Below are 24,437 nucleotides of genomic sequence, written 5' to 3'. Positions count from 1 at the left end.
CTAGCCGGTGGCGCGAGCACTACATGGCCAACGAACGTCCTGCCCAATCCGAAATCAAGCAACTGATCAGCAAGGGCCTGGAACAGGGCTACCTGACCTACGCCGAAGTCAATGACCATCTGCCGGACGACATGGTCGACCCGGAACAGATCGAAGACATCATCGGCATGATCAACGGCATGGGCATCGATGTCCATGAAGTTGCGCCGGATGTGGAAACCCTGCTTCTCAACGACGGCAACACCGGTAACCGCGAAGTCGATGACACCGCGGCCGAAGAAGCCGCCGCCGCACTGAGCGCGCTCGACACCGAAGGTGGCCGTACCACCGACCCGGTGCGCATGTACATGCGCGAAATGGGCACCGTCGAGCTGCTGACCCGCGAAGGCGAAATCGCCATCGCCAAGCGCATCGAGGAAGGCCTTTCGCAGGTCCAGGCGGCCCTGGGCCAGTTCCCGGTCTCGGTCGAGTCGCTGCTGACCGACTACGAAGCCCACAAGGAAGGCAAGAAGCGCCTGGCCGAAGTGATCGTCGGCTTCAACGATCTGACCGATGAAGAGCCGGCACCGCCGGCGGCCGCTGCCGATGACAGCGCCGATGCCGACGCCGAAGGCGACGAGGACGAGGACGACGATGTCGACGGTGGCGATGAAGAAGCCGCACCGACCGGTCCGGATCCGGAGGAAGTCGCCGCGCGCATGCAGGCGCTGAGCGATGCCTTCAACGCCTTCAAGAAGGCCGCGACCAAGGGCGACAAGAAGAACCTGCCGCGCCTGCGCGAAGAGATGTCGGCGGTGTTCGTCACCCTGAAGCTGCCGCTGCCGCTGACCGACGTGCTGACCAAGCAGCTGCGCGACACCATGGCGTCGATCAAGGCCCATGAGCGCCGCGTGCTGAACCTGGCCACCGTCACTGCACGCATGCCGCGCAAGGACTTCATCCGTTCCTGGGAAGGCAACCAGACCAACCTGGAGTGGGTGGAAGACGCACTGAAGCGCAAGCAGAAGTGGTCGTCGGCCCTGCGCGAAGTGAAGGACCAGATCATCGCCGAACAGCAGGCGACGATCGACATCGAGAAGCTGACCCAGCTGGACCTGGAAGAGCTGAAGGAAATCAGCCGTGCCATGGCCTACGGTGAAGCCAAGGCGCGCAAGGCCAAGAAGGAAATGGTCGAGGCCAACCTGCGCCTGGTGATCTCGATCGCCAAGAAGTACACCAACCGCGGCCTGCAGTTCCTGGACCTGATCCAGGAAGGCAACATCGGCCTGATGAAGGCCGTGGACAAGTTCGAGTACCGCCGCGGTTACAAGTTCTCGACCTACGCCACCTGGTGGATCCGCCAGGCGATCACCCGCTCGATTGCCGACCAGGCGCGCACCATCCGTATTCCGGTGCACATGATCGAGACGATCAACAAGTTGAACCGCATTTCCCGCCAGATGCTCCAGCAGTACGGCCGCGAGGCTACGCCGGAGGAGCTGGCCAAGGAAATGGACATGCCGGAAGACAAGATCCGCAAGGTGATGAAGATCGCCAAGGAGCCGATCTCGATGGAAACCCCGATCGGCGACGACGAGGATTCCCATCTGGGCGACTTCATCGAGGACACCAACGTGGAGTCCCCGATCGAGAACACCACCAACATCAACTTGTCTGAAACCGTGCGCGACGTGCTGGCCGGCCTCACCCCGAGGGAAGCCAAGGTGCTGCGCATGCGCTTCGGCATCGACATGAACACCGACCACACGCTGGAAGAAGTCGGCAAGCAGTTCGACGTGACCCGCGAACGCATCCGCCAGATCGAAGCGAAGGCCCTGCGCAAGCTGCGTCACCCGAGCCGCTCGGAGCAGCTGCGCAGCTTCCTGGATATCGATTGACCGGTATCCGCTACATATGAAGCACCCGACAGACCCCGCGCAAGCGGGGTCTGTTTTTTTGCCTGTGGACGTCCGCGTTGCGTACGACGGGATAGGATGCGTGTCCTGTTTTTGTACTGGTCAATGGAATGCCGATGAAACTGCCGATCCTGCTGCTCTCGCTGTCACCGCTGGTTGCCTGGGCGGATACTCCACAACCACCGGCATGCAATGCCGAGAGTTTCTTCAGCAGCCAGTTCGACTATGCCGTGGGTCGCGTGGTCGACGCCGGGCAGGTGCTGCTGCTGGGCGAGGCAGAAGGCTGCCTGGACGAGGAACGGGAGGGGTGCCGCAGTGGCGAGGAGATGGAACCGGGCACCGGCCTGGTGATCGGTGACCGCTGGAACAGCTACTACTGCGTGAAAGCACGTCCGCCGAGCAAGGAAGTGGTGGGCTGGGCGCCGGAGTCGCGCGTGATGAAAACGAGCAACTACTACGAGACCAACCTGACCAGCTGGGTCGCTCATTGGGAACGCAGTGACGGAAATGCCATCGACATCGCAGCCAAGGGGGACGCATTCGAGCTGAGCACGCAGGAGGGCGGCGAGGGGGCGGCACCGCGGTTCCTGGGGCGCGCTGCACCGGAGGAGGACGAAGACGTGCTGCATCTGCGCCAGGGTGACTGCACGACACGTGTACTGCTGCGCGGCGCCGACCTGGTGGTGGCTGACAACGGACAGTGTGGCGAGCGCGAGCGCCGCCTGCGCGGTGAGTACCACAACCGCGCGCCGTTGGATCGGTTGATGCAGCGCCTGGGGCAGTAGTGGCGCGCAGTGGAAACCATTTGCCGGCCTCACTACACTGTGAGGCTGCGCCGGGCCTATAGCTCAACGGTTAGAGCAGGGGACTCATAATCCATCCTCACCCCGTTTCAGGGTGTCGCCGGATCTCTCCATTTCCCTCGGAAATAAGCCTTTTTCCGGCGCATGCCGTGCATCGCTATTTCAGCAGATTGCACCGGGTACCCCGGAATTTCCGTCACGGTTACACAGGAATTACACGTATGGATAGCCAAGAGAGGCAACGGATCGCAGCCGAATGGGAAGTGCTCATAGGCCGCTTCTCCTTGGCGATGGGAGAGGTCGAGTTGAACGTGTCCCAGATGTTGATGCTGATCGGGAGAAGCACGCGGGGACTTCTCAACGAACGGTTGAAGCGGCTTTCCGACAATCTCCAGGATATGGAGCCGTCTCTTGTCGAACCATGCCGGGATTGCATCGAGGAAGTGAAGCGGCTCAAGAAGCACCGCAACGAGATCCTACATTCGGCGCTCAGCATCTACGTGTTTTTCGACGGGATACCGTTGGAAGCAACGGTGAATGCGGAGGAGATCGGCGACAAGGAGCCGTTGCTGGGCTCCAAGATCATCAGTTTTGACGAGCGCCGGTCAGAAATAGATCCGGAGGCGATGAGGACGTTCATCTCCGACGTCCGCACCCTCAATCGCGAAATGACCCACCTGCTCCTGCGTCAGCTTGAATTCAATCCCGGCCCTACTACAGGTCCCGTGGCTAGCGAGCATTAAGCGACGTGCGCGAAGCGCTGCTGCTGGTAGCCGCCGTCTTGCTGCTGGCCGCCTCGATCCGGTCCAACCCATCTACCACTTGGGCGAGTGGGGTATTGCTCTGTTGCACCGCCGCCGTGGTCGCGGCCTGGCCATCCTTGTCCACCACCAGGTCGAACACTGCGCGCGCGAAGTTGTCCGGCAGTGCCTCGATGGTGTCGGCCAGCTCGCCCATGCCGACGCCACCCTTGTCCAGGTCGCCCACCTACATCTGGTCCATCAGGCTCGTCACCTGACGATCGCGTTGACGTAGTCTCGGGCTTGCTCCTATGGCGCCTCGCCACGGGAAAGATATCCACAGGCTTGTCCATGGCCGGCCTGGCTCCGGGAGTACTATGATCCGGCCAACCTCAGTTTGGGTCTGGCAATGCTAGCTGTGTACGTGGACGAAAGCTGCGCGGACGGTAGAAACCGTTACCTGATCCATGGAGCGCTGTTTCTTTGTGGAGAGCAGATTGGTGATCTGCGCGCTGCGATCGAAGCTACGGTCGCAGCTAGCGGCTTGTCAGACGAAGTGAAGTGGAGCGGCATCTCCAGAGCCAAGCGAGCGCGCGAGCTCGCGATCGCTGATCGATATTTTGATGGAACCAATGATCAGGAACTTGCGGCTGGCCGTTGGTTTCAGTCGATGGTGATCGATCAGCATCAGTTGGACGTCCGGGGGTATCACGACGGTGACAGAGACGTTTGCTTCTACAAGTGCTTGTACAACCTTCTTGTAAAGCGCATCGCTCAGTACGCGTTGCCTGATGAAGACGTGCACGTCGTTCTAGATCAGCGCACGACGCTCAGATACGACCTGGAAGATCTCCGGGCAGTGTTGAACAACGCGCTAAAGCGAGACCTCGCTAATCGATCCCCTCACGTTCGCACCGTGATTTACAGAGACTCGCGCACCTGCCGACTACTTCAGCTGTCCGACCTTCTGACTGGTGCTGTTGGCTTCCATCAGAACCGTATGCATTTGGTGCCAACTGCATCTCCGCACAAGCGTGCTGTGGCAGAGCATATTGCCAGGCGGGCCAACATGGAGTCGTTGCAGATCGCCAACAGTTGGTCGCCGCATATGGGCATATGGACGCTTCGGATGGGTGAGCGCCGCAAATAAAAAAAGGCCGAGCGATCTAACGGTTTCCCGTATCCACGTCCGTGGCACTCGGATCTCCGAGGGGTTCGATCGGCTGGGCCTCAGGGGCGAGTGTGGCATGTCCTGGCCCTAATGCAAACGGGCCTCGTTCAGCATTTCTGGGGGCGTTCTCTGCCGGGCATAGCCGCCGCCCACTTGGCTCGTCGGGCTAGGCGACCGTTATCACTGCTGATCCTCCGCATAGATGCCGCCGCTGATCATCGCCGAGCCGACCAGCATGCCCTTCGTGTCGTGGCCGCCGAACGCATACGGCACAGGATTGCCCTGCGCCTGGCAGTTGACGACACCGCTCAAGCCGTAGCTCGGAGCGTTTCCTGCGCTGTCCTTTGGCCTCCAGCTCTTTAGGCTGTGCTGACAGCATGTGATCTACTCCGCCCACCGCCATACCGATGCCCAAGTCACCAGAGGCGCTCCAAGTTGGGTAATAGATCGGTTTATTCCACATGTGTACTACATCGGCCGATTTAGTACTATTCCAGAACCTGACGATGACCCCAACTAGGCGTCTTCGCCGCTCGGACTAAATCCAACTCTGGAATGGGAGCATCCTGTGGAAGCTAAGGCAAAATACAAAGTGGGCGACAAAGTAAAGCTCAATGTTGGCGGACCCGACATGGCTGTGAACGAGGTGCACAGTGGGCTGGACCGTACAAGCTACCGGTGCAAATGGTTCGCCGGAAAGAAGCTTGAAGTGGGCTCCTTTGCGGAAGAGATGCTTGATGCAGTCCCCGGGAATGAGGAGTGAGGATCGATGAGGTGGTTGAGTGGATGCAGTCCGCTCTTGAAGCAGAGGGCTGCCTCTACCAGGACGACGTAGTCGATCATTTGGTCAAAGCAAATTGCGAAGAATTCCTTAAAGAAAACGCCGACGGCAACGTTGTTCTATCAACTTCGTTGCTCACTGGCTTCCGGAGGCGCAATGCGGATTCTGTGGTGTGGGTAAAGCCTGACCGGTACTGGCGGTTGCGAGTTCCAGAGGATGAAGTGGGCCGAGAGGCTAGGGGGTGATCATCTTCTGAGAACTGCTGCCCGGTCACCAGCGTGAGGCATGCGGATACGCAGAACTCTGGTCCATCCAGGAAGGGAGGGAATGAGTTGGCTCTCATGAACTGCAGGGAATGTGGCAAATCAATAAGCGATCAGGCAGCGGTCTGTCCGCACTGCGGGGCACCGGCCTTGGGGCGCAAAGAGCGAAACACCAGGAAGGCGATGTGGACCTTCATCGCGGTGGTGGGGCTGCCGATCGTTTTGTTCTTTGGCTCAGCAGTCATCGCTGGCATCGCGGAGAGCGTCAGCGGTGCAGGCTCTTCTCCGAAGCTACAGCGGTCCTATACCGGTCGGATCCGTGGTGAGGGGATCGAGTATGAGCTGAGCCATGCAGCTTCATCGGCCGGCGGAGAGTGTGAGGGCTGGAGCACCGTCTCCGTGCAGAAGCCTGGCGATCCCTCATCCGGGATGCTGGATCTGATGTGCTGGCGCCAGGTGGGGGACCAGATCGAGGTCAATACGGCCACCGGTCAAGGTCGAAGGAAAGACCCGCAGTCGACCTACGTGGATTGACGATGCCGCCCCTGGATCAGGGGCGGTACCGGTCGCCTCTCGCCGGCATGAGAACGGCTCCGCGACTGCCGGTGTTGTTACGGACACTCTCCGGCTGGTCCGGCGCAGCCCACACACCGCGCAGCGAATTCAGTGATGCCTGCGCCTACCGGCCGACAGCATCGGGGTCGGCGGTGCCTCTCGCTTCTCCAGAACGCAGATGGCGAAGAGCCCAGACACATACTCATCGCATCTGCCGTCCGTCCAGTCAGACCCCATGACTGCGGTCACGGCGCGCTGGCGGATGCTCTCGTTCGTCTCGTCATCCTGAATGTCCACGCCCGGCGCCATGCGGGCGGCATCGATTATCAGGCGGGCCCGGCTCATGCCTGCCACTCCGCGCGAGCGACGTCGTTCACTTCATCACGGCTGATGCCAAGATTATCGACGTGCACGTCCGGGCGCCACCTCGTCGTGGATGCCGCTGGCCAACGGCTGCTGGTAGACGGCTCCATGCGCGCGGCCAGGACGCCGACCTGGCGGTAGCAGCAGGCAGTCTGCGGCGTCGAGTCAGGGCATGTTGGTGGCGCGTTCGTCCAGACGCACCTGAGCCGCAATGAAGAGAGGAGGGGCGGCGATAGTCGCCGCCCCTCCGCTGCCGGCTCACCCCGTGATCAGGGCGCCGGCTGCCAGTGTTGTTACAGACACCGCTGGCTGGTCTGACTCCACTGTTCCGCACATGGGATACGTCGGATCAGCTAGTTCAGCGGTACTCGCACCGCGCCACGCCAATCCAGCCATCGTGCGCCGAAAACGTGCCGTACCTTGTATTTGCGGGAGTCGTTGTTGAATCCCTCCTCCTCGGTGATGCGAGGGCCGTTGTCCTCTTCCAGGTGAGCACGTTCCAAGGTGTCCACCGAATCAGGCGAGGTGAGCAGCCAGAACGCGTCATCAGTCAATCTGGCCTCGACTACCAGTTCCAGCTTAGCTAGCCAAGCTGGGATGAGTGCATTCTCTTCCCCCTGGGAAAGACTACGGGCAGCGGCTGCCAGAAGAACTTCCGCAGCCTGTTCGTGCTCGGGCGCAACAAGGAGGAATCGCGGCGGGAGGTTGAGAGCGCCGCCGCCGATCGCAGTCTGTCTACGGAGCAGCACCCGCGCAGCGCCAAGCGCGTCAGCGCTAATGACAGTAGCTGGCGTGGCTAGGTTCTTGTGATCGGAGTGGAAAAGAGGCTTCCCATCCTGCATCAGCACGCCTGCTCCATCGCTCTCAGAGAACGTGCGATACACCGCATCACCTTCGGCACGCGCTGCAGCCTGACCCATGGCCTGGGTGATCCGGAGAAAGGCGCTCAGGTCGTCGTTGACCAGCGCTTCCCAAGTCAGCTGCACAATGCGTCCGAACTTGCTGACCTTATAGGGAACGGACTTGTCCTCATCCATGCTGCCGAGGGTGTAGTCCGCCCCTTCCGGCACCAGCAGTAGCTCTGGCGCACTGCCGAGTAGAACGCGAGATTGTTCCTTGAAGTCAGGGACCAAGACCCGACGCGTCCACGCCTGGTAGGTCGCAGGCTCCGACTCGTAGCCACCCCTCAGAGCTTTTCCGAGCGTGTTCTCCAGAATCGCGGGGAAGTCAGAGGTGCTCATTGCAGCACGAACGAGTGCTGAGCGGCCACCAGTGGATGCATCGGCCCAGCGGCCACCGCGGCTAACGCAGGCACGCATGATGTCGCTCAGCGACATGCCGCCGATGTCCCTGGCTCCGGCATGAGGATTCTCAATCCGAATACCCGCACGAATCACCAGGGCGTCACTCGCCGCGCCAACAAAATCAGAGCCTGTACCACCAGAGTGCCCCCCAAATGCAACCCGGATTCCATTGCCGTGCCCGCCACCGAGCGGTTCAGATCCGCGTCCCAGCGCAGCGAGCATATCGGCCCGGAACCTATCAATCGACATCCCAGGATCCGCGAGAGCGACTCGGGCTAAGCTCTGGACCTCAGGGTTCAGCGGGAAGCTCCGAGACAAGCCGGCTATCTCGTCATTGCGTGCGCGCTGAGCGGCGAGGAAGTCCGCGTGAGATGCTGGGTTGGGGGCGGCACCTTGTGGTGCGGACTCGGCGGAAGGCTGCTGCGGAGCAGCGGCCGCGCAACCTTCCGGACGCTGGGGCGAGTGAGTTACGGAAGTGCTTCGGGTCATGGTGATGAGTTCCTGTGGCGTTCGCCGATAGGCCAAGTAGTTGGATTCAGAGTGAGCTGCGTAGGAGATTGCCTCGGCGATTTCATCTATGAAGCCGAGGCGCAGTGCCTCGCTAGCATTCATCCACGTCTCTTCCGCGAGCATCTGGATCAATTCCTTTCTACTGATCCCGGATCGGTCGTATGCAGTGAGCATCGCGTCGCGATGCAGGTCTAGCGTCTCGGCCTCCCTTCGCAACTCAGCGGCGTTCCCTGAAGTGCTGGGAATCCAGGGATCGTGGATCATGAAAATCGCATTCTCAGCCGCGACGACCCGCTGGCCGGCCATCGCAATAACACTGGCTGCGGATGCAGCAACGCCGTCGATGTAGACGGTTGGCTTTCTCGGGCGCAGGGCGTTGAAGATTGCCAATGCCGCGTGCACGCTACCGCCCGGTGAGTTGATGCGAACCTCGACCGCATCGCGCGGATCGGAGCGGCGTTGATTCAGCACCAACTGAGCATCTTCGGGTGCAATTTCGCTGTAGAAGGTGAGGTTGATCATCGTGGAAGTAGATTCCCTCGCCGACCACTGACAAAACAATATGAGGGTGTGTCAGTGACCTTGAGCGGTGAGGACTCGATAGAACTGTCGTTGCGATCCAGGCAGCCGGGCGAGCAAGGAAGCGGCATAGAGGCATTCTCGTGGCGTGGCCGGTTCACCTACCGTGGCTGTAGTGCTGCCCCGTGTCCGCATGCGACAGAGAGTCTTTGCCTCCCTGGACAACACACCAGCACGCTCAAATTCGCTTCCGGTAGGAAGTAGGAGCGCCGCTCGCCGTATAAAAGCATCGCGACGCCTACGCAGTGCTGCTCCGCCGACTGTTGCCTCCAGGCATTCGAGTATTTCGTCCTGCAGCTCGGCGGAGGGCGCCACCCCGGCGGCTCGACAAACCCGCAGCCGTGATAGCGCCTCATCAATCCTGTTAACCATGCGATCGGTCTCCGCAACTCAGGCGGGTAGGCTCAGGTTCGTAGCGTCGTGTTTCACGGGAATCAAAGCCATGGGAGGCATAGTCACACGCTCCCCCGCCCCCCATCGTGGGATGCAGTCGGCGGATTTTTTGAACTCCGCAGGTCGATTCAAGTAACAGCTCCGGAAGAGCGGTAGCGCGAACGGAACGGGCCAGGACAGTTCTGCTCTCCCTCAACTCTTTCTTCAAGAAGAAGGTTAGGTAGTAGGAGCGCGCGAACGCACGGGTAGGTGCGGGCAGTGCGGGCGGATGTGCGGCCGCGCTACGCCCGCGATGCGTTGGCGCAGTGGGTGTGTGCGGCGTGTGCGGGCTGTGCGGGCATGTATACGTGTGTGCGCGCCTGCATGTGCGTGTGCGCAGGCACGCGCCCGCATGCGCATGTACGGGGAGTGTCCCGCACAGCCCGCACGCGCCGCACATGCCCGCTGCCGCAAGGGTTCTCTGCATGCGCCGTGCCCGCACACATCCCCGCACAGCCCGCACATGCATGAACGTACAGGGGCGACCGATTAAGTCCGGCTGCGGATACCAAAGGGGGTATCGCCTGGCAAGTGCGTTGTGATGCTCGAAGCATATGGACAGGATAGCTGATCTCCTGGGAGGCTTGTCGGTCAAGCAGCAGGAAAGCAACGTTCTTGCATCAATTAAGTAAGGCGGCAGATCACTATCTACCGAGGAATTGCGCGTCCGATTACCCGCGATGGGTGCCGCCAGGGAGGACCCAACACCGGATTGAGAGCGGCGCCACAGCGCCTGATTGGCTCTCAGGTACTCGGCAGACAGTGGCGCGCTTCTAGCCCTCACGGGGGGGATGGGGGCTGTCATGGGGCGTTTCCTGCGTCCTTAGCGGCCGTTTGGAAGGCTGATATGCAATCCCCTAGCCAATCGGTGAGTGAGCTTGGTCGCTTGGCGTCCACCTTGGGAACTAGCAACATGGAGGGGCCATTGAGGCGCCCTCCATGCCGCCACCGCTTGCGGGCAGTGCTCACACGCCCGCATTTGATTAAGGCAGGCACAAACTGAGCGATGTAGGCAGGGCACTGTCCCTCGGCGGTGGCCCATGTTTGGTAGAAGGCGTACACGTCGACAGACAGTGCCGGCGACCACGGCAAGCCGAGCGAGCCACTCTCCCATGCATCGAGAAATTCCTCGACTGCTGGCGAACCCAAAGGCCTGCCTCTATCTTCGGGCAAGGCTTCCACCTCCTTCCCCAAATCAACGCCCGTCATGCGCCTCGTGTGCTCTAGCGCGAAGCGTAGTCCCCGCTTCTTCCCTAGGCTCATCCGGTCCGCGATTTGCATTGCGCCGGCAAACGCACGAGCTGCCGCCTCCGTACGTTCGACTCGTCGCTCCAGATCCAACGGTAGCGAGAGCGACAATTCGGTTAATCGCAACGACTCTTCCAGGCGGTGCTGGACTTCGCAGGCCAGCGTGTGATTCTTTTGGGATGCTGAGTGGACGAGTCGTTTTGCCAAGCGTGTCGGCAATTCCACGGAAACGCTCATTGCTCCCCCAACCTGGCGCGGAGGCTGTCTATTGAATTCTCTGCAGAGTATGCGAGCGCCCTTGCCGCCCTCGAAAGGCGATCATGCGCCACGGAACCGAGAGCCGACTTGAACTCATCACAGGCCATCTGCCCGGCATGCATTACTTCGAGGACTCCAATCAAGCCGGACAAGCACTGATCGATGTTTGCAAGGTCGATGCTGTCACGGCTGAAGCCGTGCACCCCCCGGGACCAGGCGCTGCCGTCGCTGCCGTCGTATATGTATCCATCGCGGATGCCTGCTAACAGGCGAACCGCTGTGTCTGTGCTCTCTTCCTCATTGCTGGGCGCCAATCTGGACGCCGCGATACTGGCGTTCTTGAGTGCGCTTTCAGCGGCCATTGAGGCCAGGGGCTGGGTGGGCTTGTTTACAGCGGCGCGTGCTGTAGCATTGCTGGCCATAGTCGTGTCGTTCCTGTAAGAGGGTTCGGTATCGATTGCAACGGTCCGGGAGTTCGCGCTCCCGGGCCGTTTTTATTTCTTTTGCCCACGACTGTCGGTCGTCTCAACTACGGCCCCGCCGATGTAGGCATCAAGATCCGTGCGGCGATAGAAGCACTGTCGACCAAGTCTTACGTAGCGAGGGCCGCGTCCATTTGCGCGCATTTTTTCCAATGTGCTTTTGCTGATTCCTAGGTATGCAGCGGCCTCCACACCTTTGAACCGTTCGGGCGGGATTGCAGTAGCGCTTTTCATCTAATCCTCCAGATGGCCCACAATGGGCCATTCGTTGCAATGTCCCACAGTGGGTCATTGCAGTCAAGGCCCATTCTGGGTCACTCTTTGCAAATGGCCGCAACAGACCCCCATTTCAAAATCAGGCTGCCTGAATGGCTTAAGGCGCGATTGGACGAGGCCGCTAAGGAGGCCGGGCGCTCTCTGACCTCAGAAATCGTGCTCCGGCTAAGGCAGAGCGTGGATACGCTCGATGACTTGATGCTGGCGAACCGAACTGCAGAACTGACCCAAGCTGGCCGGGACCTCAGGGATGCTCGAATGCGTCTGGAAGACGCTGAGGACAATCCGGGCGCACCGGACCATCTCAAGGCCGTTCTGCGCTTAGCTGTCGAGGTCGAGGAGGCTAGGTACTTGGCATGCAAAGCGCGCCTTGATGATCTGGCTTCGAGTATCGAAAGGCACTTGGTCGGCAAAGGAAAGATCTCCGCCGATAGCGCCGAGAAGTAGCTGCTATGGCGACCTTCCTCAAACTCACGCGGCCAGCTACGCGGGCCTTGAAGCCCAATCAATCGATCAGTGAGCAAGGGATCACCTTCACCCGCACCGCGAACGGCGACGGGCGGTGGTCGGTCAACGTGATGGTGGCCAGGCGCCGGCATCACCAGGTGGTGGGCCTGGAGTCGGAGGGATACACCCGCACGCAGGCGGAGGACGTGGTGGCCGCGCTCAAGGCCGCCAAGCGCAGTGCGTCCCACGGGGTACAGGGGAGCAAGGGCAACGCCTCGCAGACGGTAGCGCAGGCTGCTGACGACTACCTGGACTATCTGCGCCGGCATGACGGCAAGGACATTGACACCAAGCAGCGGCGGTTCCGCGATCACATTAAGCCCCACCTCGGGCGCCGACCCGTGGCTAGGCTGACCGATGATGATTGGCTCGCCTACGTGGCGACCCGAAAAGGCGAGGGTGCCAGCCCGGGCACGATCAACCGCGAGCGTTCCGCCCTGCTGCACATGCTCAACACCATGCGTCGGCGCAAGCTTCTCGCTGCAGCGCCGCTGCTGGCCCGACAGCGCGAACCCCAAGGAAAGCTGGTCTACCTGACCCCGGAGGAGTCGCAGCGGCTGCTGCTGGCCGCACAGGAGGATCTGTCGCCATTGGCGCACCGGTTCGTGATGGTGACGCTCTACACCGGGCTGCGGCACAGCGCTGCGCTCAACCTGTGCGCCGGCGATGTCGACGTGCAGCGGCGCATCCTGTGGATCGGCAAGGACAAGGCTGGCCGGCGCGAGCAGCCGATGCCGCAAGTGCTGGCCGAATACCTGGCCAAGGTCATCGAAGGTCTCCAGGCCGATGACTTCCTCTTCCCCTCGGCACGCGCGGGCAGCGGCCGGGCGTACCAGATGAATGCCGTGTTCGCGCGATGCGTACGAGCCGCGGGCATCACCAAGCACGTCACCCCGCATACCATGCGGCATACCGCAGCTACCAACGCTGCGCACGCCGGGCTTGATGCGGCCACCATCCAGGCAATGGGCGGCTGGAAGACAAGAGCCATGGCCGAACGGTACACTCACGCGGCTTCGATGCAGGACGCAATGGCGGCCCTACAGCAGCATCTTTCAGGCGACGCGGTTACACCGGAATTACCACGGCCCCCGCGCAAAAGCGCCTGAAACCCTTAAAGGGCCTATAGCTCAACGGTTAGAGCAGGGGACTCATAATCCCTTGGTTCCAGGTTCGAATCCTGGTGGGCCCACCACATTGACGTCCAGCGAAGTCCAGAGACGTCCGCAAAACTCTTGATTTGCTTGATTTAAGCCCTGCGAGGCATCCAGCGCCGTCCAGCGGCATCCACGCGCGCTTGCGCGCGCTGTCCGAAGAACGCCAAAAGGAAGAACCAATGGTGACTGCTGCATCTGCGTACTTGGCGGCGCTCACCGGGCAGGTGGCTTGGAGTGCAGCCGAGCGAGCCGAGACGCCGCTAGTGCAGGTGCTGGAGACCAGCTCGCGGAAGGTTCGGGTGGAGGACCTCAAAGGAGGGTGCCGCGTCTACTGGCTGTTTGTCTCCTAGCGCGGCCTACGCCGTATAGGTGGTCGGACGGGCATGGCGAAACAAGTACGCGTTGCTGCAACCCTTTAGGAACCGTTCTCCAGCCGTTCGCCGCTGCGCTGTCGTCGCGTTTCCCGTGCCGCCCGTAGGAAGCCTCACAACTCGAGGCGGGCATTCGCGAAGCATGCGCCCCGCAAGCAGATGGAGCGGGCCACACGCAGCCTTGTTCGCTTGATCTGGTCACCCTAAGATCGGACCCTGTCCAAGGGGCGGCCCGCGAACCAGTGCACGGTAAATTAGTGGCATGCCCAGATTCGACTGAGGGCTTGTGACGTGGTTAGGCAGGCTTCAAAATTTGTTGATCGCTGAGGAGTTTTTATGGAAAAGAACTTCCCCCCCCCCGAATTTCTGGTCAATGAGATGGGGGAGCTTGTTGAGCAGTTCACTGTCGCCATCATCTCAATTCCCCCTGGAGACAGCCGGAAGCCGCCTGGCGACCACCACGGCACCGGGTGGCTCATCGATATGGATGGTCAGCCTCATATTTGCACATGCGAGCATGTGGCAAACTTTCAGTCCAAAGGTAAGCTTGCCTATAGCTGTTACGGCTCGGAAGGTGGCGTTTCTGTAGAGAGGGATTTTTTACTTAAGCCGCTACCTATGGACTTCGCTATCGCCTCATTGGCTAGCTCGTGGGACGTTGTTGAGCATAAGGGTGTGTGCATTCCGGAAAGCATGATCGCCACCCAGCATTGCCCTGTAGAAGGCGAGTATCTTTACTTCTACGGATTCCCTGGAAGCGACGCTAAGGCCTGCTTTGAACAACATTACATCCAAGGAACTGGAGTGTTCCTACATGAGGTCGAGTTTGTCCAAGATGTCCTTGACGAGGAGTCTAGAGCTGATCCGGCGATGCATATCTGCATGTCACTCAGCCCGACAGAAGCAGTACCACTGACTGCTCAAACGGGGGAACTGCCACTCCCCCATGGAATGAGCGGCTCAGCACTTTGGAATACGCGATACCTCGAAGTCACAAACGCCGGGAATACTTGGAGTCCGGAAGATGCGAGGCTGACGGGCATAGTTTGGGGTGCATCTCAGAAGGCGGGAGTTGTAGTCGCGACGCCAATTGAGCGCTTTAGGAATCTGCTTTTCTGATGAAGCCTGCGCCTGGCCGGAAACCACCAGCGCTGCTGTAGGTGAAGCCTTACTGCGCGATGCGAGAACAGTCGCGCGGGCCAGTCTGAGCGGTTAAGGCTGATAGTTGATCGAATCGCAGCGGTTGAGACGTCCAGTCGTATCCTTCCGGCCATGCTTCCCTCGCACGGCTACCAAGGCTTCCGAACCGCCCCGATTCCCTCTGGCTGGGTCCAGACCGGTGAGCGCTGGGCTCTTTGGTACAACGGCCGGGAGACGGCCAGCGTCACGCCCGATGGCGGGCCTGGTGTCCGGCTTTGGATGGAAGGCCAGAAGATGTGGCAGGTGAAGGAAGTGCGCGCCGCCAACGTTCGACAGTCGAAGCGGTACGCCGAGCGCTGGTGTGCAGTCCGGCTGTATCCCGACCTGCCTCTGCGTGAGGCGGTCGCCCGACTGACCGACAGCACGCCGATCCAGCCGGAGCCGCCGCTGCCCGGCCTGCTGCCAACCCGTGAGCAGCAGCAACAGGCACGGCGCTTGGAAGCAGCGAGCATCGCCGCTGCTGCGCGATTCAATGATGCGCTGGAATCAAGCGGCCGTTGGCGCGCTTGAAGTTAGCTGAGTTAGCCAACCTCCTCATCCCTGTTCAAAGACCTGCTCAGGCGAATCACAGACTCGATATAGGCAGAGGAATCAAAGCCTCGTAACTGATTGCACCTGGCCAATGAGGTGGCTGCTGCGAGCACGCTAAGGTTTGCGCCTGCGCTGGATTCTCTGACCTTCTTTCCCACTGTATGGAGTGCATTTCTCTGATTGGCTCGGTTTCCAACAAACATATCCAGGACTTCGTTATAGTTTTGAGCAATCAGGCAGTTGAGATCATTTTTAGGGCCGCTGGAAATGGAATGGGCGCTAGGGATAGAAATTACACCTGTCGACGACAGTTGGATGTAATTTTGCGGTGATCCGAATCTAAGGCATGCGATAAAGCAATCAAGGAGCGGGATTGTGACGAACGACTTCGGACGCGTTATATAGAACGCATATATCAAAGTGAATGCTCTAATCTGATCGCGAGGGGAGAGTTGAAAGGCTGAAGACATCGCGGTGAAGAAGGAGCCATACTCAATTCTATCGAGCTCTTCGACCTGTTCTTCATTGAGTTGCTTGATGTCAAAGGCCGAAGGGTGTCCAACGATTTCTTCTAAGGTGCTCTTACTCTCTAAGCCAAGTCCGGCACTGCTGAGTAAGTATTTCGTTACCGCATCACGTGATGCGGGGGAAAGGTGGTATTCAAAGTCAAAGAACTTTCGAAGGTACTCCTCCCCATTTACGTGAGCTCCGTAAACAGTTTGCACGGCAGCAGGGAGATTTCCGTGGTCCGTTGCAACTATGAATATTATTCCTGGCACATCAAAGTGGTGTTTGATTCGCTCAAGCGTTTGAATCGCGTAGTCGGGTCGGCAGCGGTCTAGTTCGTCAATGATGAAGAGGATCGGCCGGATCGGACCTGTCGGCTTGCGAGCGGAGACCGCATCTCTAGCCGCCTCAAGGGCAGATCTGAAGGCTGGCTCAGCGTTCATCAATTCTCTTTGCCTCTCCAAGAGGCTTGCCGCAATCTTTTCGGCGCCTTCCACCAACGAGGCATAGCCGGGTACTGTTACCTTGGCTGTAGCACTTAGCGCGGGCAGGATGTACTTGGCGCCCGTAGCCGCTAATTGGGAGCCAACCTTTTCTAATTTATTTCGGAGCGCGCTTTGGGGGTGTTGTTTTTCTGCTCGTTCCTCAATTACGTCAAGAAGCTGCGCAAGAATTGGGGCAAGAGGATCACCGTGATGATCATATTTCCATGTGTCGACTGAAATGGCCTTAATTTTGAACTCATTCTGGATGTGCGCCTTTAGGCGTTGGAGAAAAACCGTCTTGCCACTGCCCCAAGGTGCCTGAAGAGAAATGGTGAGTGCCTGGTCAGCACTCTTCGCAATTAGGTTGGACAGAACTCTGCCGTCATGTGCCCGGTCGAAAATGTCTCCCTTCCAGGGTGAAGCCGGGTCTACAACAGGGGGGGCTTCCTTTCTAATCATTGGAATGTCCTTGCCTCAGATTGACCAGAGTCTATCCATCATCTGCCTTTTCAGACATCGTTCCGATCTAAGTGGACCCGCAACTGGGCGTAGATGCGCGTGCGCAGCGGCTGGATCCCGAGACTGTCCAGTTCTCTTATGTCCAGCGGGAGAGTTTGGCGAGGAATCCTTCCGGCTCGGAAGTCAGGCCATCTTTCTGATGGCATCTGACAGGTGTTCCGGCGACAGGTGAGCATAGCGCCGGGTCATCGCCATAGAGCTGTGTCCAAGCACCTCCGACACCGTATGCAGGGGCACATCCGGCTAATCTGCCGCAGGATTCGCCCCTTGTGGTTGACTGTGGCCGGAGCTTTGCCGATTTCTGCAGCCTTCACTTCCGCCCACACCTGGGCAATCTCCCCCAGTTTCCGACCTGCGATATAGGGTAGAAGCGCCCGAACGTGGGCCTTCGTCTTGGTAGCCGAGCGCAGGCGCGGCACGTGGTCGATCAGCCAGCGCTCGACTGCATCGGCGATCACTCGTTCCGGTTCTCTACCGGCCGCAATGTCCTTGAGCGCAGAGATGTACCTGCGTTCGTACTCTTTCGCGTCTTTGTACGACCAGAGTCGAGAAGTCTTGCGATGCGTTCTTCCGCCGTATCCGACGGTAACTTGATAGTGGCCATTGGCGCGCTTGGTGATAGGCATAGCGTCTTGGCCCTGCACTTATCCAGCCATGCGGCCAGATCTACGGGGTGAATCCTGTCTGACTTCGGGCCTTGGCCCAATCGGCAGGCTGCCAACTCGCCATTGTCGATGGCGCGGCGAAGGGTTCGGGGGTGGCAAGCGCAGTGTTCTGCCGCCTGCGCCAACGTCATCAGCTTGCCGTCCGGATCCATCAGCGCTTCCCTCTGCGCTGGTCAAAGCGCCGTAGACGGGCAAGAGCTTCCTCCATCTGAGGGGACGTCGCCACCAGGGGGGGGCAGCAGTCGATGATGGGCGCGCCCAAGCCTTGGCGCCGTAGATTGCCTGATAGAGGGCAGACTTCTCGTAGAGCTTCTTGCCCATGAATTTGCGTGGATGGAGGTCGTATTCATGCGCCCTCGCATTGAACTGGCTAACTGACACGCCGCAGTAGTGGGCGGCCTCATCCACGGTCAGCCAGTCTTTGCCTGAGAGATCGACACGCATGATCGATAGCTGAGATCTCAGGCCCTCAATTTCTGTGGACAGATTCTGGAGAGTTGGTTGAATCCAGCTGATGTCAATGTCAGCCATGAGTATGCCTATTAGATTCTGGATGTCGGGAGCGCCGCGTCTCAGCCTATGAGTATCGCGCGACCTAAGCTGGCAGAGCCCACTAGGGGTGAAGCTTGGGAGTCTAAGATGACGAATGTGACCTTCTACGTTGGACCGCATCAGGATGACTGGCAGCTGTTCCGTGGGGAGCAGGCCTATCTCGATATTCAATCAGGCGCCAGAGTGGTCTTTGTCTACCTCACGGCTGGCGATGCAGGAGGCGGACCGGTTCCTGGATGGTGGAGTGCACGAGAGCAGGGAGCATTGGAGTCTTGTCGCTTGGCTACTGGACCAAATCCACTGATTTGGGGGGTGAACTGGTTCAATGGCCGACCCATTACTGGATGCGACTGTGGGAATACGACAAGCTACTTCTTGCGGCTACCAGATGGCTCGCTGGATGGGCTGAGAACCAACAGCGCACCAATCAGCGCTATTGATGGCTCGACCAGCTACCTTGGCTGGGAGGATGTCTGCCAAACACTCAAAGCTATATTGGACGAGCACAAGGCGGCTTCAACGAGTGTGAGGCCGTACGTGAACGCTCCGGACTATGACGTTGCATTGAATCCTGAACCCAACACGGATCACACCGCCACCGGCTTCGCGGTGCTGGCTGCCACGCCGACGGGATACAACCGTGCCTGGTGGGTGGGTTATGACATTGGAGAAAGGCCAGAGAATCTTGACTCGCTGGCGGCCGGGCGAAAAAGGGAGCTGCAGCAAGCGTACACAGGCCGAATTCTCAAAGAGACAACCGACGCGGGGTCACCCTATGACGATTGGGCAGGGGCCGGCAGCATCTATGAGGCTTGGATAAAGCGAAGCTACTCCCGCTCTGATTCTGGTGGCTGAGGACGGCTATCCGAGGTCAATGGATTTGGGGGCCTGCGTGTCTCCAGATCCGTTCACAGCCAACCAGATGCCGGAGGCAGGGGGGTGATTAGTGAGTCGATTAGTGAGTCGATTAGTGAGTCTAAAGTAGATAGAAGTAGATTGAATATTAATAAAAGCAATCACTTGTGACTTCTTTTTGGTTGCTGGTGGGCCATCGCGGTCGACAATCCTGTTCGCAGGCACTCATAGCCGGTGCCTGGCCATGTCACCGATTGTCCTGACGGCGGCAGCCGCCATGCGGCTGCCGCGCATGTGGACGTCCTGCTACATGCAACTACTTCGGCATCAACACGGTGTCGATCACGTGGATCACGCCATTGGACTGGCCGACATCGGCAATGCTGATTCCCGCCTTGCCGCCCTTGGTATCGATGACCCACAGCTTGCCATCGTGCAGAGCGACGGTGAGGGGTTCACCTTCAACGGTCTTCAGCATGGCCTTGCCGCCGTGCTTCCTGGCATCGGCCATCAGCTGCGCGGAACTGTAGTTGCCCGGTACCACGTGATAGGTCAGGATTTTGGTCAGTTGTGCCTTGTTTTCAGGCTTCACCAGCGTATCGACGGTACCTGCGGGCAGCTTGCTGAAAGCTGCATTGGTGGGCGCGAAAACGGTGAAGGGGCCGGCTCCATTGAGAGTATCGACCAGGCCCGCCGCCTTGACCGCAGCGACCAAGGTCGTGTGGTCCTTGGAGTTGATGGCGTTCTGGACGATGGTCCTGGTGGGATACATCTCCGCTCCGCCGACCATCACGGTACTGGCGGCGAAGCTCATTGAAGTGGCTGAGACGAGTACGGCGAAGCTTACTGTGGCGGCTATCCGCTGAAGAGCTTTCACGGCGCGTTCCTCTGTGGGATGCCCGCAAGGCGCGGGCATCTCACATACGCGCTGGCGCGGCAGTTGGATGCAGGTGGATGCGCCCGGGGGCTTCCTGGCCTGGAGCGGCGATGCGTTGTAAAAGCCGAGTGAACGTTTGCTTCTGCCGGTTCGCTACGCAGTACGAGCCCGGTGCCCTTCAGCGGCGCGGATGGCGGATGTCTGATGGGCAGATCGAAAGGCGCGCGTTGCTGATGGCCTGGCGGACACCACAGGTGCGGCATGAGAGGACGGTTCCACCGGCAACGTGTTCCATCTCATGCTCGCGCCAGATGCTCGTGGATCCGCACGCGGTGCAGGTGGCGACGATCTGCAGTGCGCGGGCCAGCGTGCCCTGCTCTCCAGCCGTGTAGGTGAGATCGGTGATCTGAAAAATGCCGGTATGACTCATGGGAATGCCGGGATGGTGCCTGTTGACGAACGATAGAGCCAACCAGGTATCAGTCGTGTCGGTGCCGCGTTGATGGATGGTTGAAGTGCAGGCTATTCGTCGTTGCGTCGATTGAGCTCTTCAAGCCGTGCGCGACTGACTGACTGGTGATTGCCGCAGGTTGGGCAGCTGAGCGCCGCCGCACCGTCGAGATCAACAAGGCCATGGTTGGGAATGGCCCTGAACTGCCAGGAGCACTTGATGCAGGAGCAATCGATTCGGGTGACCTGCAGCAGGGTGCCGTCTGCCCGCGTCACTCCCTCGACGCTGATTACGTAGAACTGTCCGATGTCACGCATGAAGATGAACGAGAACCCTGACTTTCCTGGGGCCGCCCATCATGCTGCTTTGCCGGTCGCATGGCACGAAGGGCGCTCGATCGAATTCTGAAGAGTTAAGAATGCACGTCCCGACCTGCACGTGGCGCCGGTGCTAGAGTGCCGGCAGGTGCCTACCCGGCACATATTTCAAGGCAGAATCCATGCCCCTTCGGGCTGTTGTCTACGCAAGTCAGGTTGCCGCGGATCTTTCCGCGGAGCGTTTGGAGTCGCTCGCTGCGGACGCCGCCAGGTTCAACAGGATGGCCGGGGTTACAGGTGTCCTGCTGCACGACGGTGATCGCTTCGTCCAGTACTTCGAAGGACCTGAAGACGGCGTTGCGAGTGTCTACGAGCGTGTGATGCAGTCGACGAGTCACACCGACATTGTTGAGCTGGCGCGAGGTCGCGTGTCTTCGCGGCAGTTTCCCTGTTGGGCGATGCATCGCCTGCCGGCAGATCAACTGCTGGTGGGGAAACTGGCGAGGGCGGATTGGTCGCGCTTCAAGAAGAGCGGGCCAGACGACATCGCCGGGTCGATGTGGGGGATCGACGTGCTGGCCGTTGCATTAGCACCCTATGTTGAAGCTGCGTAGGGGCTGACCTGGTTCCAGAGATGGGAGGGCTGGTGTGTGTGTGGCAGCCGCTCTTGCCATCCCCGTCCGGGAAGTGCCGGAAGCACTTCCCGGATCCTTCACGATCAGCTTTCCAGGAACGCCAGCAGGTCGGCGTTGATCCGGTCGGCATGCGTGGTCGGAATGCCGTGCGGCGCACCTTCGTAGGTGATCAGCGTGCCGTTCTTTACCAGCTTCGCGGAGAGAACACCGGAGTCGGCATACGGCACCACCTGGTCGTCATCGCCATGGATCACCAGCACAGGGATGGAGATGCCCTTCAGGTCTTCGGTGAAGTCGGTCTGGGAGAACGCAACGATGCCATCGTAGTGCGCCTTGGCCGAACCCTGCATGCCCTGCCGCCACCAGTTCCAGATGACCGCATCTGAAGGCTGCGCGCCGGGCCGGTTGTAGCCGTAGAAGGGACCTGCGGGCACGTCGTGGTAGAACTGCGCGCGGTTGGCCGACAGCTGCGCCTGGAAATCGTCGAAGACCTCCTTGGGCGTGCCCTGCGGGTTTGCCGCGGTCTTGACCATCAGCGGCGGCACCGAGCTGATCAGCACCGCTTTGGACACGTTCTTCTCGCCGTGGCGAGCGATGTAGCGGACCACCTGTCCACCGCCGGTGGAATGGCCCACGTGCATCGCGCCGTGGGTACCCAGGTGCTCGACCACCGCCGCAACATCGTCCGCGTAGTGGTCCATGTCGTGGCCGTCCCACACCTGGCTGGAGCGACCATGCCCGCGGCGGTCGTGGGCAACCACGCGATATCCCTTGTTGACGAAGAACAGCATCTGCGCGTCCCAGTCGTCGGCGCTGAGGGGCCAGCCATGATGAAAATGAATGACCTTGGCGTCGCGCGGGCCCCAATCCTTGTAGAAGATTTCGACGCCGTCTTTCGTAGTAACCGTAGCCATTTCCGGGTTCCTCGCAGTTGGGGTTGGGGGCGTCCTGCCTACCGGCAACCTTGCATCGGTGCAGGAGGAAGGACGCTGTCAGTGTGTGTTGCAGAAGTGGCCCCAGGGCGGCATTTCCTTCTATCCTGAGGCGGCCATCACTCCGTCCGAATCCATTCTAGGAAGCGCTGCATCAATTGAAATTGGCGGAGGTGACATTCATGGGTATCGAAACTGACAAGCGGGTCGAAGTGGCCCTGCTGATCTATCCGGATTGCCAGATGGCAGCGATCCATGGCCTGACGGATCTGTTCCGGATTGCAAATGAGTGGGCGGCGTATCCCCACGAAGATGACCGGCGGTGTTCCCTGCGGGTAACGCATTGGCAGCTGGACCCGGTGTCGGCGCAAATGGAATGTTGCTGGGACAGCGATCCAGGCGAGGTGAACGCCCCCGCGTTCGTGATCTCGCCGCCCAGCGTCGCGATGCCCGAGCGGATGTCGGCGATGCCGCGTGAGGCGCAGTGGCTCAAGGAACTCCATGCCGGTGGCGCAATCATGTGCTCGGTCTGCGCAGGGGCGTTCGTGCTCGCCCAGACCGGCCTGCTTGCGCGACGGCGGGTTACCACCCACTGGGCCTTTGCAGGGCTGCTCGCCAGCGCGTATCCGGATGTCCAGGTGACGACCGAGAATGTCGTCATCGATGACGGTGACGTCATTACCTCCGGGGCGATTCTCGCGTGGAATGATCTCGGCCTGCTGATCGTCGATCGCGTCATGGGCCCCAGTGTCATGCTGGCCACGGCCCGCTTCATGCTCAGTGACGGCATCCGGCAGGACCAGCGTCCCTTGCAGGGATTCCTGCCCCGGCTCGATCACGATGATGCCGCCATCCTGGCGACCCAGCATCTGATCCTTGCAGAACCTGGGCTGCGCCACACCGTGGCCGGGCTTGCCCAACGTGCCCATTTGACCGAACGAACATTCATCCGGCGCTTCCAGAAGGCCACGGAACGCAATCCCGCCGACTACATCCGTCAGGCCAGGATGGCCAAGGCCAAGGATGCGCTGCAGCTCGGCGATCTTCCCATCGCACAGGTGGCCTCGCGCCTGGGTTATGACGACGCGGCTTCATTCCGCAAGGCATTCCAGAGCATTGTCGGCATGTCGCCGTCCGCGTATCGCGATCACTTCCGGATCAGGCGGGGCGGGCAACGCTGAGCCACGCCAGTGTTGATGCAATGTGTCCCTTGTCAGTTCCCGGCACTTTCAGGAGGTGGCGCTTGGCATTTCAACTGCCACTACACGTTTCGCACTTGGAAAGTGTCTGGAAAAAGATATTGCGAGCTGGATTGATGAAGCCAAGCGTGCGAACAAGGCTGCTCGCGACGAGATGGAGGCATTTTCAGAGTTCTTTCGGGAACATGGGCCAGAGGGTGTGCTGATAGCGCGAATCTGGATGAAGGCATCTCACACGTACGACGAGAAAATCGGGCAGGCGCGCGAGACCATCCTGTTGTGGAATGAACAGGATGGCGCGTTTTCGGAAGAACTCCTACAGGAGGATCTCAGGATTCCCATAGTGGATCTTCCAAAGCACCTGATTGAGTTGCGCAACAAACTGCTCGATGACGTTGCGTCTGCAACGCACTGGTCAAAACACATGAATCAGCTGCTGAAGGACCTGACACGATAATGGCGGCTCGCCACCCACGCGCTCATTGCTCTTGACAGATCACCCTGCCGGAGTGGACCTTTCCCGCCATGACTATCGATATCGAATCGCTCAGCCTGCGGGAGCTGGGTGCCTTGGTGGTTGCCGCTGAACAGCGCAGGCAGCTCATTTCCAGCCGTCGTCCGGCCAGTGCGGTGCGCCGCATGCTGAAGGCGGCGGCCGCCGAAGCGGGCTATACGCTCGAAGAACTCTTTGGCGATGCGTCCGTCGAAGAACCCGCAACGCCGCGGAAATCCAGCCGCCGCAAAGCCGGCAAGGTCGCTGCCAAATACCGCGACCCGGAATACAAGCGCCTGACCTGGTCCGGCCGCGGGCGCATGCCGCGCTGGCTGGCCGCCAAGGTCCAGAAGGGCCAAAAGGTGACGGATTTCCTGATTCCCGGCCTGGCCCGTCCAACCGCCCGCAAGGGAAGCCCGATCGGCCAGCGCACCGTGTTCAAGAAGGACTGAGGCTCGCAAGGCGACGCCTGCCGCGCCCGTGTCCGCTTCACGCTACCCTGCACATGGGTCCGCACTGGAGGG

At 60.0% G+C, this 24,437-nt stretch carries 27 protein-coding genes, 1 tRNA gene and 1 pseudogene; 18 read left to right on the top strand and 11 right to left on the bottom strand.

Translation table 11 applies throughout. The features are described from left to right. Positions 1-23: 23 nt before the first annotated feature. From rpoD to ACW5IY_RS19360, 3 genes are all read left to right on the top strand, one after another. Complete coding sequence (rpoD, locus tag ACW5IY_RS19370; RefSeq protein WP_010481200.1) at positions 24-1,877, top strand: RNA polymerase sigma factor RpoD; 1,854 nt, start codon at positions 24-26, stop codon at positions 1,875-1,877. Between the two features lie 134 nt (positions 1,878-2,011). Further along, positions 2,012-2,680, top strand: a complete 669-nt coding sequence (locus tag ACW5IY_RS19365; protein WP_049436897.1) for a hypothetical protein — start codon at positions 2,012-2,014, stop codon at positions 2,678-2,680. 239 nt (positions 2,681-2,919) lie between these two features. Further along, complete coding sequence (locus tag ACW5IY_RS19360) at positions 2,920-3,441, top strand: hypothetical protein (protein ID WP_049436898.1); 522 nt, start codon at positions 2,920-2,922, stop codon at positions 3,439-3,441. Here ACW5IY_RS19360 and ACW5IY_RS19355 read toward each other — a convergent pair. After that, positions 3,428-3,685, bottom strand: coding sequence for a hypothetical protein (locus ACW5IY_RS19355; RefSeq protein ID WP_049436899.1), 258 nt, complete (start codon positions 3,683-3,685; stop codon positions 3,428-3,430). The genes ACW5IY_RS19360 and ACW5IY_RS19355 overlap by 14 nt on opposite strands. Before the next feature lie 162 nt (positions 3,686-3,847). Between ACW5IY_RS19355 and ACW5IY_RS19350 the strand changes: the two genes are divergently transcribed. Continuing rightward, positions 3,848-4,588 (top strand): DUF3800 domain-containing protein, encoded by a 741-nt coding sequence (locus ACW5IY_RS19350; RefSeq protein WP_049436900.1) that lies wholly within the window; start codon positions 3,848-3,850, stop codon positions 4,586-4,588. Positions 4,589-4,789: 201 nt separating this feature from the next. Here the strand turns inward: ACW5IY_RS19350 and ACW5IY_RS19345 are convergent, their stop codons facing one another. Then, positions 4,790-4,921 (bottom strand): hypothetical protein, encoded by a 132-nt coding sequence (locus ACW5IY_RS19345; protein WP_275043851.1) that lies wholly within the window; start codon positions 4,919-4,921, stop codon positions 4,790-4,792. A 319-nt stretch (positions 4,922-5,240) separates the two neighbouring features. Here ACW5IY_RS19345 and ACW5IY_RS19340 point away from each other — a divergent pair, with 319 nt between their 5' ends. From ACW5IY_RS19340 to ACW5IY_RS19330, 3 genes are all read left to right on the top strand, one after another. Beyond that, the gene (locus ACW5IY_RS19340; RefSeq protein ID WP_457327244.1) at positions 5,241-5,372 is read left to right on the top strand and encodes a DUF2158 domain-containing protein; all 132 of its coding nucleotides are present in this window, start codon (positions 5,241-5,243) and stop codon (positions 5,370-5,372) included. Positions 5,373-5,395: 23 nt separating this feature from the next. After that, on the top strand, positions 5,396-5,635 hold the full coding sequence (locus tag ACW5IY_RS19335) for a DUF6953 family protein (protein WP_457327243.1): 240 nt from the start codon (positions 5,396-5,398) through the stop codon (positions 5,633-5,635). Positions 5,636-5,836: 201 nt separating this feature from the next. Further along, positions 5,837-6,187 (top strand): hypothetical protein, encoded by a 351-nt coding sequence (locus ACW5IY_RS19330; RefSeq protein ID WP_049436902.1) that lies wholly within the window; start codon positions 5,837-5,839, stop codon positions 6,185-6,187. 737 nt (positions 6,188-6,924) lie between these two features. Here ACW5IY_RS19330 and ACW5IY_RS19325 read toward each other — a convergent pair. The 3 genes from ACW5IY_RS19325 to ACW5IY_RS19315 form a co-directional block, all read right to left on the bottom strand. Further along, positions 6,925-8,907, bottom strand: a complete 1,983-nt coding sequence (locus ACW5IY_RS19325; RefSeq protein ID WP_457326848.1) for a head maturation protease, ClpP-related — start codon at positions 8,905-8,907, stop codon at positions 6,925-6,927. A gap of 1,970 nt (positions 8,908-10,877) precedes the next feature. Further along, on the bottom strand, positions 10,878-11,324 hold the full coding sequence (locus tag ACW5IY_RS19320) for a hypothetical protein (RefSeq protein WP_049436906.1): 447 nt from the start codon (positions 11,322-11,324) through the stop codon (positions 10,878-10,880). A gap of 72 nt (positions 11,325-11,396) precedes the next feature. Further along, a complete protein-coding gene (locus tag ACW5IY_RS19315; protein WP_100049961.1) occupies positions 11,397-11,618 on the bottom strand; it encodes a helix-turn-helix transcriptional regulator in 222 nt (73 codons plus the stop codon). Positions 11,619-11,630: 12 nt separating this feature from the next. On the opposite strand from ACW5IY_RS19315, the pseudogene ACW5IY_RS19310 reads away from it, so the two are divergent. The 6 genes and pseudogenes from ACW5IY_RS19310 to ACW5IY_RS19285 form a co-directional block, all read left to right on the top strand. After that, positions 11,631-11,810 (top strand): annotated as a pseudogene (locus tag ACW5IY_RS19310) (Arc family DNA-binding protein); the annotation flags it as partial. Positions 11,811-11,837: 27 nt separating this feature from the next. Beyond that, the gene (locus tag ACW5IY_RS19305; RefSeq protein ID WP_239682898.1) at positions 11,838-12,107 is read left to right on the top strand and encodes a hypothetical protein; all 270 of its coding nucleotides are present in this window, start codon (positions 11,838-11,840) and stop codon (positions 12,105-12,107) included. A gap of 5 nt (positions 12,108-12,112) precedes the next feature. Beyond that, positions 12,113-13,276 (top strand): tyrosine-type recombinase/integrase, encoded by a 1,164-nt coding sequence (locus tag ACW5IY_RS19300; protein ID WP_049436907.1) that lies wholly within the window; start codon positions 12,113-12,115, stop codon positions 13,274-13,276. Between the two features lie 10 nt (positions 13,277-13,286). Further along, positions 13,287-13,362, top strand: a tRNA-Ile gene (locus tag ACW5IY_RS19295). 669 nt (positions 13,363-14,031) lie between these two features. After that, positions 14,032-14,814: a hypothetical protein gene (locus ACW5IY_RS19290; RefSeq protein ID WP_457326847.1), complete on the top strand. Its 783-nt coding sequence runs from the start codon at positions 14,032-14,034 to the stop codon at positions 14,812-14,814. Between the two features lie 153 nt (positions 14,815-14,967). After that, a complete protein-coding gene (locus tag ACW5IY_RS19285; RefSeq protein WP_049436909.1) occupies positions 14,968-15,405 on the top strand; it encodes a hypothetical protein in 438 nt (145 codons plus the stop codon). A gap of 11 nt (positions 15,406-15,416) precedes the next feature. Here the strand turns inward: ACW5IY_RS19285 and ACW5IY_RS19280 are convergent, their stop codons facing one another. Together ACW5IY_RS19280 and ACW5IY_RS19275 are read right to left on the bottom strand one after the other, a co-directional pair. After that, positions 15,417-16,877 (bottom strand): KAP family P-loop NTPase fold protein, encoded by a 1,461-nt coding sequence (locus ACW5IY_RS19280; protein WP_100049963.1) that lies wholly within the window; start codon positions 16,875-16,877, stop codon positions 15,417-15,419. Between the two features lie 514 nt (positions 16,878-17,391). Further along, entirely contained in the window at positions 17,392-17,733 is a 342-nt protein-coding gene (locus ACW5IY_RS19275; RefSeq protein ID WP_425602567.1) for a helix-turn-helix domain-containing protein, read from the bottom strand. Between the two features lie 508 nt (positions 17,734-18,241). Between ACW5IY_RS19275 and ACW5IY_RS19270 the strand changes: the two genes are divergently transcribed. Then, positions 18,242-19,009: a PIG-L family deacetylase gene (locus tag ACW5IY_RS19270; protein WP_160314078.1), complete on the top strand. Its 768-nt coding sequence runs from the start codon at positions 18,242-18,244 to the stop codon at positions 19,007-19,009. Between the two features lie 316 nt (positions 19,010-19,325). Here the strand turns inward: ACW5IY_RS19270 and ACW5IY_RS19265 are convergent, their stop codons facing one another. The 3 genes from ACW5IY_RS19265 to ACW5IY_RS19255 all read right to left on the bottom strand — a co-directional run bounded on the left by ACW5IY_RS19265 (position 19,326) and on the right by ACW5IY_RS19255 (position 20,654). Further along, positions 19,326-19,886, bottom strand: a complete 561-nt coding sequence (locus tag ACW5IY_RS19265) for a fasciclin domain-containing protein (RefSeq protein ID WP_049436910.1) — start codon at positions 19,884-19,886, stop codon at positions 19,326-19,328. A gap of 178 nt (positions 19,887-20,064) precedes the next feature. Further along, entirely contained in the window at positions 20,065-20,316 is a 252-nt protein-coding gene (locus ACW5IY_RS19260) for a hypothetical protein (RefSeq protein WP_049436911.1), read from the bottom strand. Between the two features lie 92 nt (positions 20,317-20,408). Beyond that, positions 20,409-20,654, bottom strand: a complete 246-nt coding sequence (locus ACW5IY_RS19255; RefSeq protein WP_030002866.1) for a hypothetical protein — start codon at positions 20,652-20,654, stop codon at positions 20,409-20,411. Positions 20,655-20,836: 182 nt separating this feature from the next. On the opposite strand from ACW5IY_RS19255, the gene ACW5IY_RS19250 reads away from it, so the two are divergent. After that, a complete protein-coding gene (locus tag ACW5IY_RS19250) occupies positions 20,837-21,268 on the top strand; it encodes a BLUF domain-containing protein (protein WP_049436912.1) in 432 nt (143 codons plus the stop codon). Positions 21,269-21,372: 104 nt separating this feature from the next. On the opposite strand, the gene ACW5IY_RS19245 is transcribed toward ACW5IY_RS19250, so the two are convergent. Further along, the gene (locus ACW5IY_RS19245; protein WP_049436913.1) at positions 21,373-22,203 is read right to left on the bottom strand and encodes an alpha/beta fold hydrolase; all 831 of its coding nucleotides are present in this window, start codon (positions 22,201-22,203) and stop codon (positions 21,373-21,375) included. 200 nt (positions 22,204-22,403) lie between these two features. Here ACW5IY_RS19245 and ACW5IY_RS19240 point away from each other — a divergent pair, with 200 nt between their 5' ends. The 3 genes from ACW5IY_RS19240 to ACW5IY_RS19230 all read left to right on the top strand — a co-directional run bounded on the left by ACW5IY_RS19240 (position 22,404) and on the right by ACW5IY_RS19230 (position 24,365). Then, complete coding sequence (locus ACW5IY_RS19240; protein ID WP_197638417.1) at positions 22,404-23,402, top strand: GlxA family transcriptional regulator; 999 nt, start codon at positions 22,404-22,406, stop codon at positions 23,400-23,402. Between the two features lie 22 nt (positions 23,403-23,424). Continuing rightward, positions 23,425-23,877, top strand: coding sequence for a hypothetical protein (locus ACW5IY_RS19235; RefSeq protein ID WP_152906250.1), 453 nt, complete (start codon positions 23,425-23,427; stop codon positions 23,875-23,877). A 68-nt stretch (positions 23,878-23,945) separates the two neighbouring features. After that, positions 23,946-24,365: an H-NS family nucleoid-associated regulatory protein gene (locus tag ACW5IY_RS19230; RefSeq protein WP_049436916.1), complete on the top strand. Its 420-nt coding sequence runs from the start codon at positions 23,946-23,948 to the stop codon at positions 24,363-24,365. Positions 24,366-24,437: the final 72 nt, after the last annotated feature.

This window comes from Stenotrophomonas sp. C-A (assembly GCF_054030835.1).
The sequence above is the reverse complement of the archived record's forward strand: the minus strand, read 5'-3'. Positions and strand labels throughout refer to the sequence as shown.

Bases quoted from the DNA above. Each gene is read 5' to 3' on its own strand.
- ACW5IY_RS19260 (WP_049436911.1), bottom strand. From the start codon at position 20,316: ATGAGTCATACCGGCATTTTTCAGATCACCGATCTCACCTACACGGCT.
- ACW5IY_RS19340 (WP_457327244.1), top strand. From the start codon at position 5,241: ATGGCTGTGAACGAGGTGCACAGTGGGCTGGACCGTACAAGCTACCGG.
- ACW5IY_RS19325 (WP_457326848.1), bottom strand. From the start codon at position 8,907: ATGATCAACCTCACCTTCTACAGCGAAATTGCACCCGAAGATGCTCAG.
- ACW5IY_RS19270 (WP_160314078.1), top strand. From the start codon at position 18,242: ATGACGAATGTGACCTTCTACGTTGGACCGCATCAGGATGACTGGCAG.
- ACW5IY_RS19365 (WP_049436897.1), top strand. From the start codon at position 2,012: ATGAAACTGCCGATCCTGCTGCTCTCGCTGTCACCGCTGGTTGCCTGG.
- ACW5IY_RS19315 (WP_100049961.1), bottom strand. From the start codon at position 11,618: ATGAAAAGCGCTACTGCAATCCCGCCCGAACGGTTCAAAGGTGTGGAG.
- ACW5IY_RS19275 (WP_425602567.1), bottom strand. From the start codon at position 17,733: ATGACGTTGGCGCAGGCGGCAGAACACTGCGCTTGCCACCCCCGAACC.
- rpoD (WP_010481200.1), top strand. From the start codon at position 24: ATGGCCAACGAACGTCCTGCCCAATCCGAAATCAAGCAACTGATCAGC.
- ACW5IY_RS19250 (WP_049436912.1), top strand. From the start codon at position 20,837: ATGCCCCTTCGGGCTGTTGTCTACGCAAGTCAGGTTGCCGCGGATCTT.
- ACW5IY_RS19280 (WP_100049963.1), bottom strand. From the start codon at position 16,877: ATGATTAGAAAGGAAGCCCCCCCTGTTGTAGACCCGGCTTCACCCTGG.
- ACW5IY_RS19290 (WP_457326847.1), top strand. From the start codon at position 14,032: ATGGAAAAGAACTTCCCCCCCCCCGAATTTCTGGTCAATGAGATGGGG.
- ACW5IY_RS19360 (WP_049436898.1), top strand. From the start codon at position 2,920: ATGGATAGCCAAGAGAGGCAACGGATCGCAGCCGAATGGGAAGTGCTC.
- ACW5IY_RS19240 (WP_197638417.1), top strand. From the start codon at position 22,404: ATGGGTATCGAAACTGACAAGCGGGTCGAAGTGGCCCTGCTGATCTAT.
- ACW5IY_RS19300 (WP_049436907.1), top strand. From the start codon at position 12,113: ATGGCGACCTTCCTCAAACTCACGCGGCCAGCTACGCGGGCCTTGAAG.
- ACW5IY_RS19335 (WP_457327243.1), top strand. From the start codon at position 5,396: ATGCAGTCCGCTCTTGAAGCAGAGGGCTGCCTCTACCAGGACGACGTA.
- ACW5IY_RS19245 (WP_049436913.1), bottom strand. From the start codon at position 22,203: ATGGCTACGGTTACTACGAAAGACGGCGTCGAAATCTTCTACAAGGAT.
- ACW5IY_RS19320 (WP_049436906.1), bottom strand. From the start codon at position 11,324: ATGGCCAGCAATGCTACAGCACGCGCCGCTGTAAACAAGCCCACCCAG.
- ACW5IY_RS19350 (WP_049436900.1), top strand. From the start codon at position 3,848: ATGCTAGCTGTGTACGTGGACGAAAGCTGCGCGGACGGTAGAAACCGT.
- ACW5IY_RS19255 (WP_030002866.1), bottom strand. From the start codon at position 20,654: ATGCGTGACATCGGACAGTTCTACGTAATCAGCGTCGAGGGAGTGACG.
- ACW5IY_RS19285 (WP_049436909.1), top strand. From the start codon at position 14,968: ATGCTTCCCTCGCACGGCTACCAAGGCTTCCGAACCGCCCCGATTCCC.
- ACW5IY_RS19330 (WP_049436902.1), top strand. From the start codon at position 5,837: ATGTGGACCTTCATCGCGGTGGTGGGGCTGCCGATCGTTTTGTTCTTT.
- ACW5IY_RS19230 (WP_049436916.1), top strand. From the start codon at position 23,946: ATGACTATCGATATCGAATCGCTCAGCCTGCGGGAGCTGGGTGCCTTG.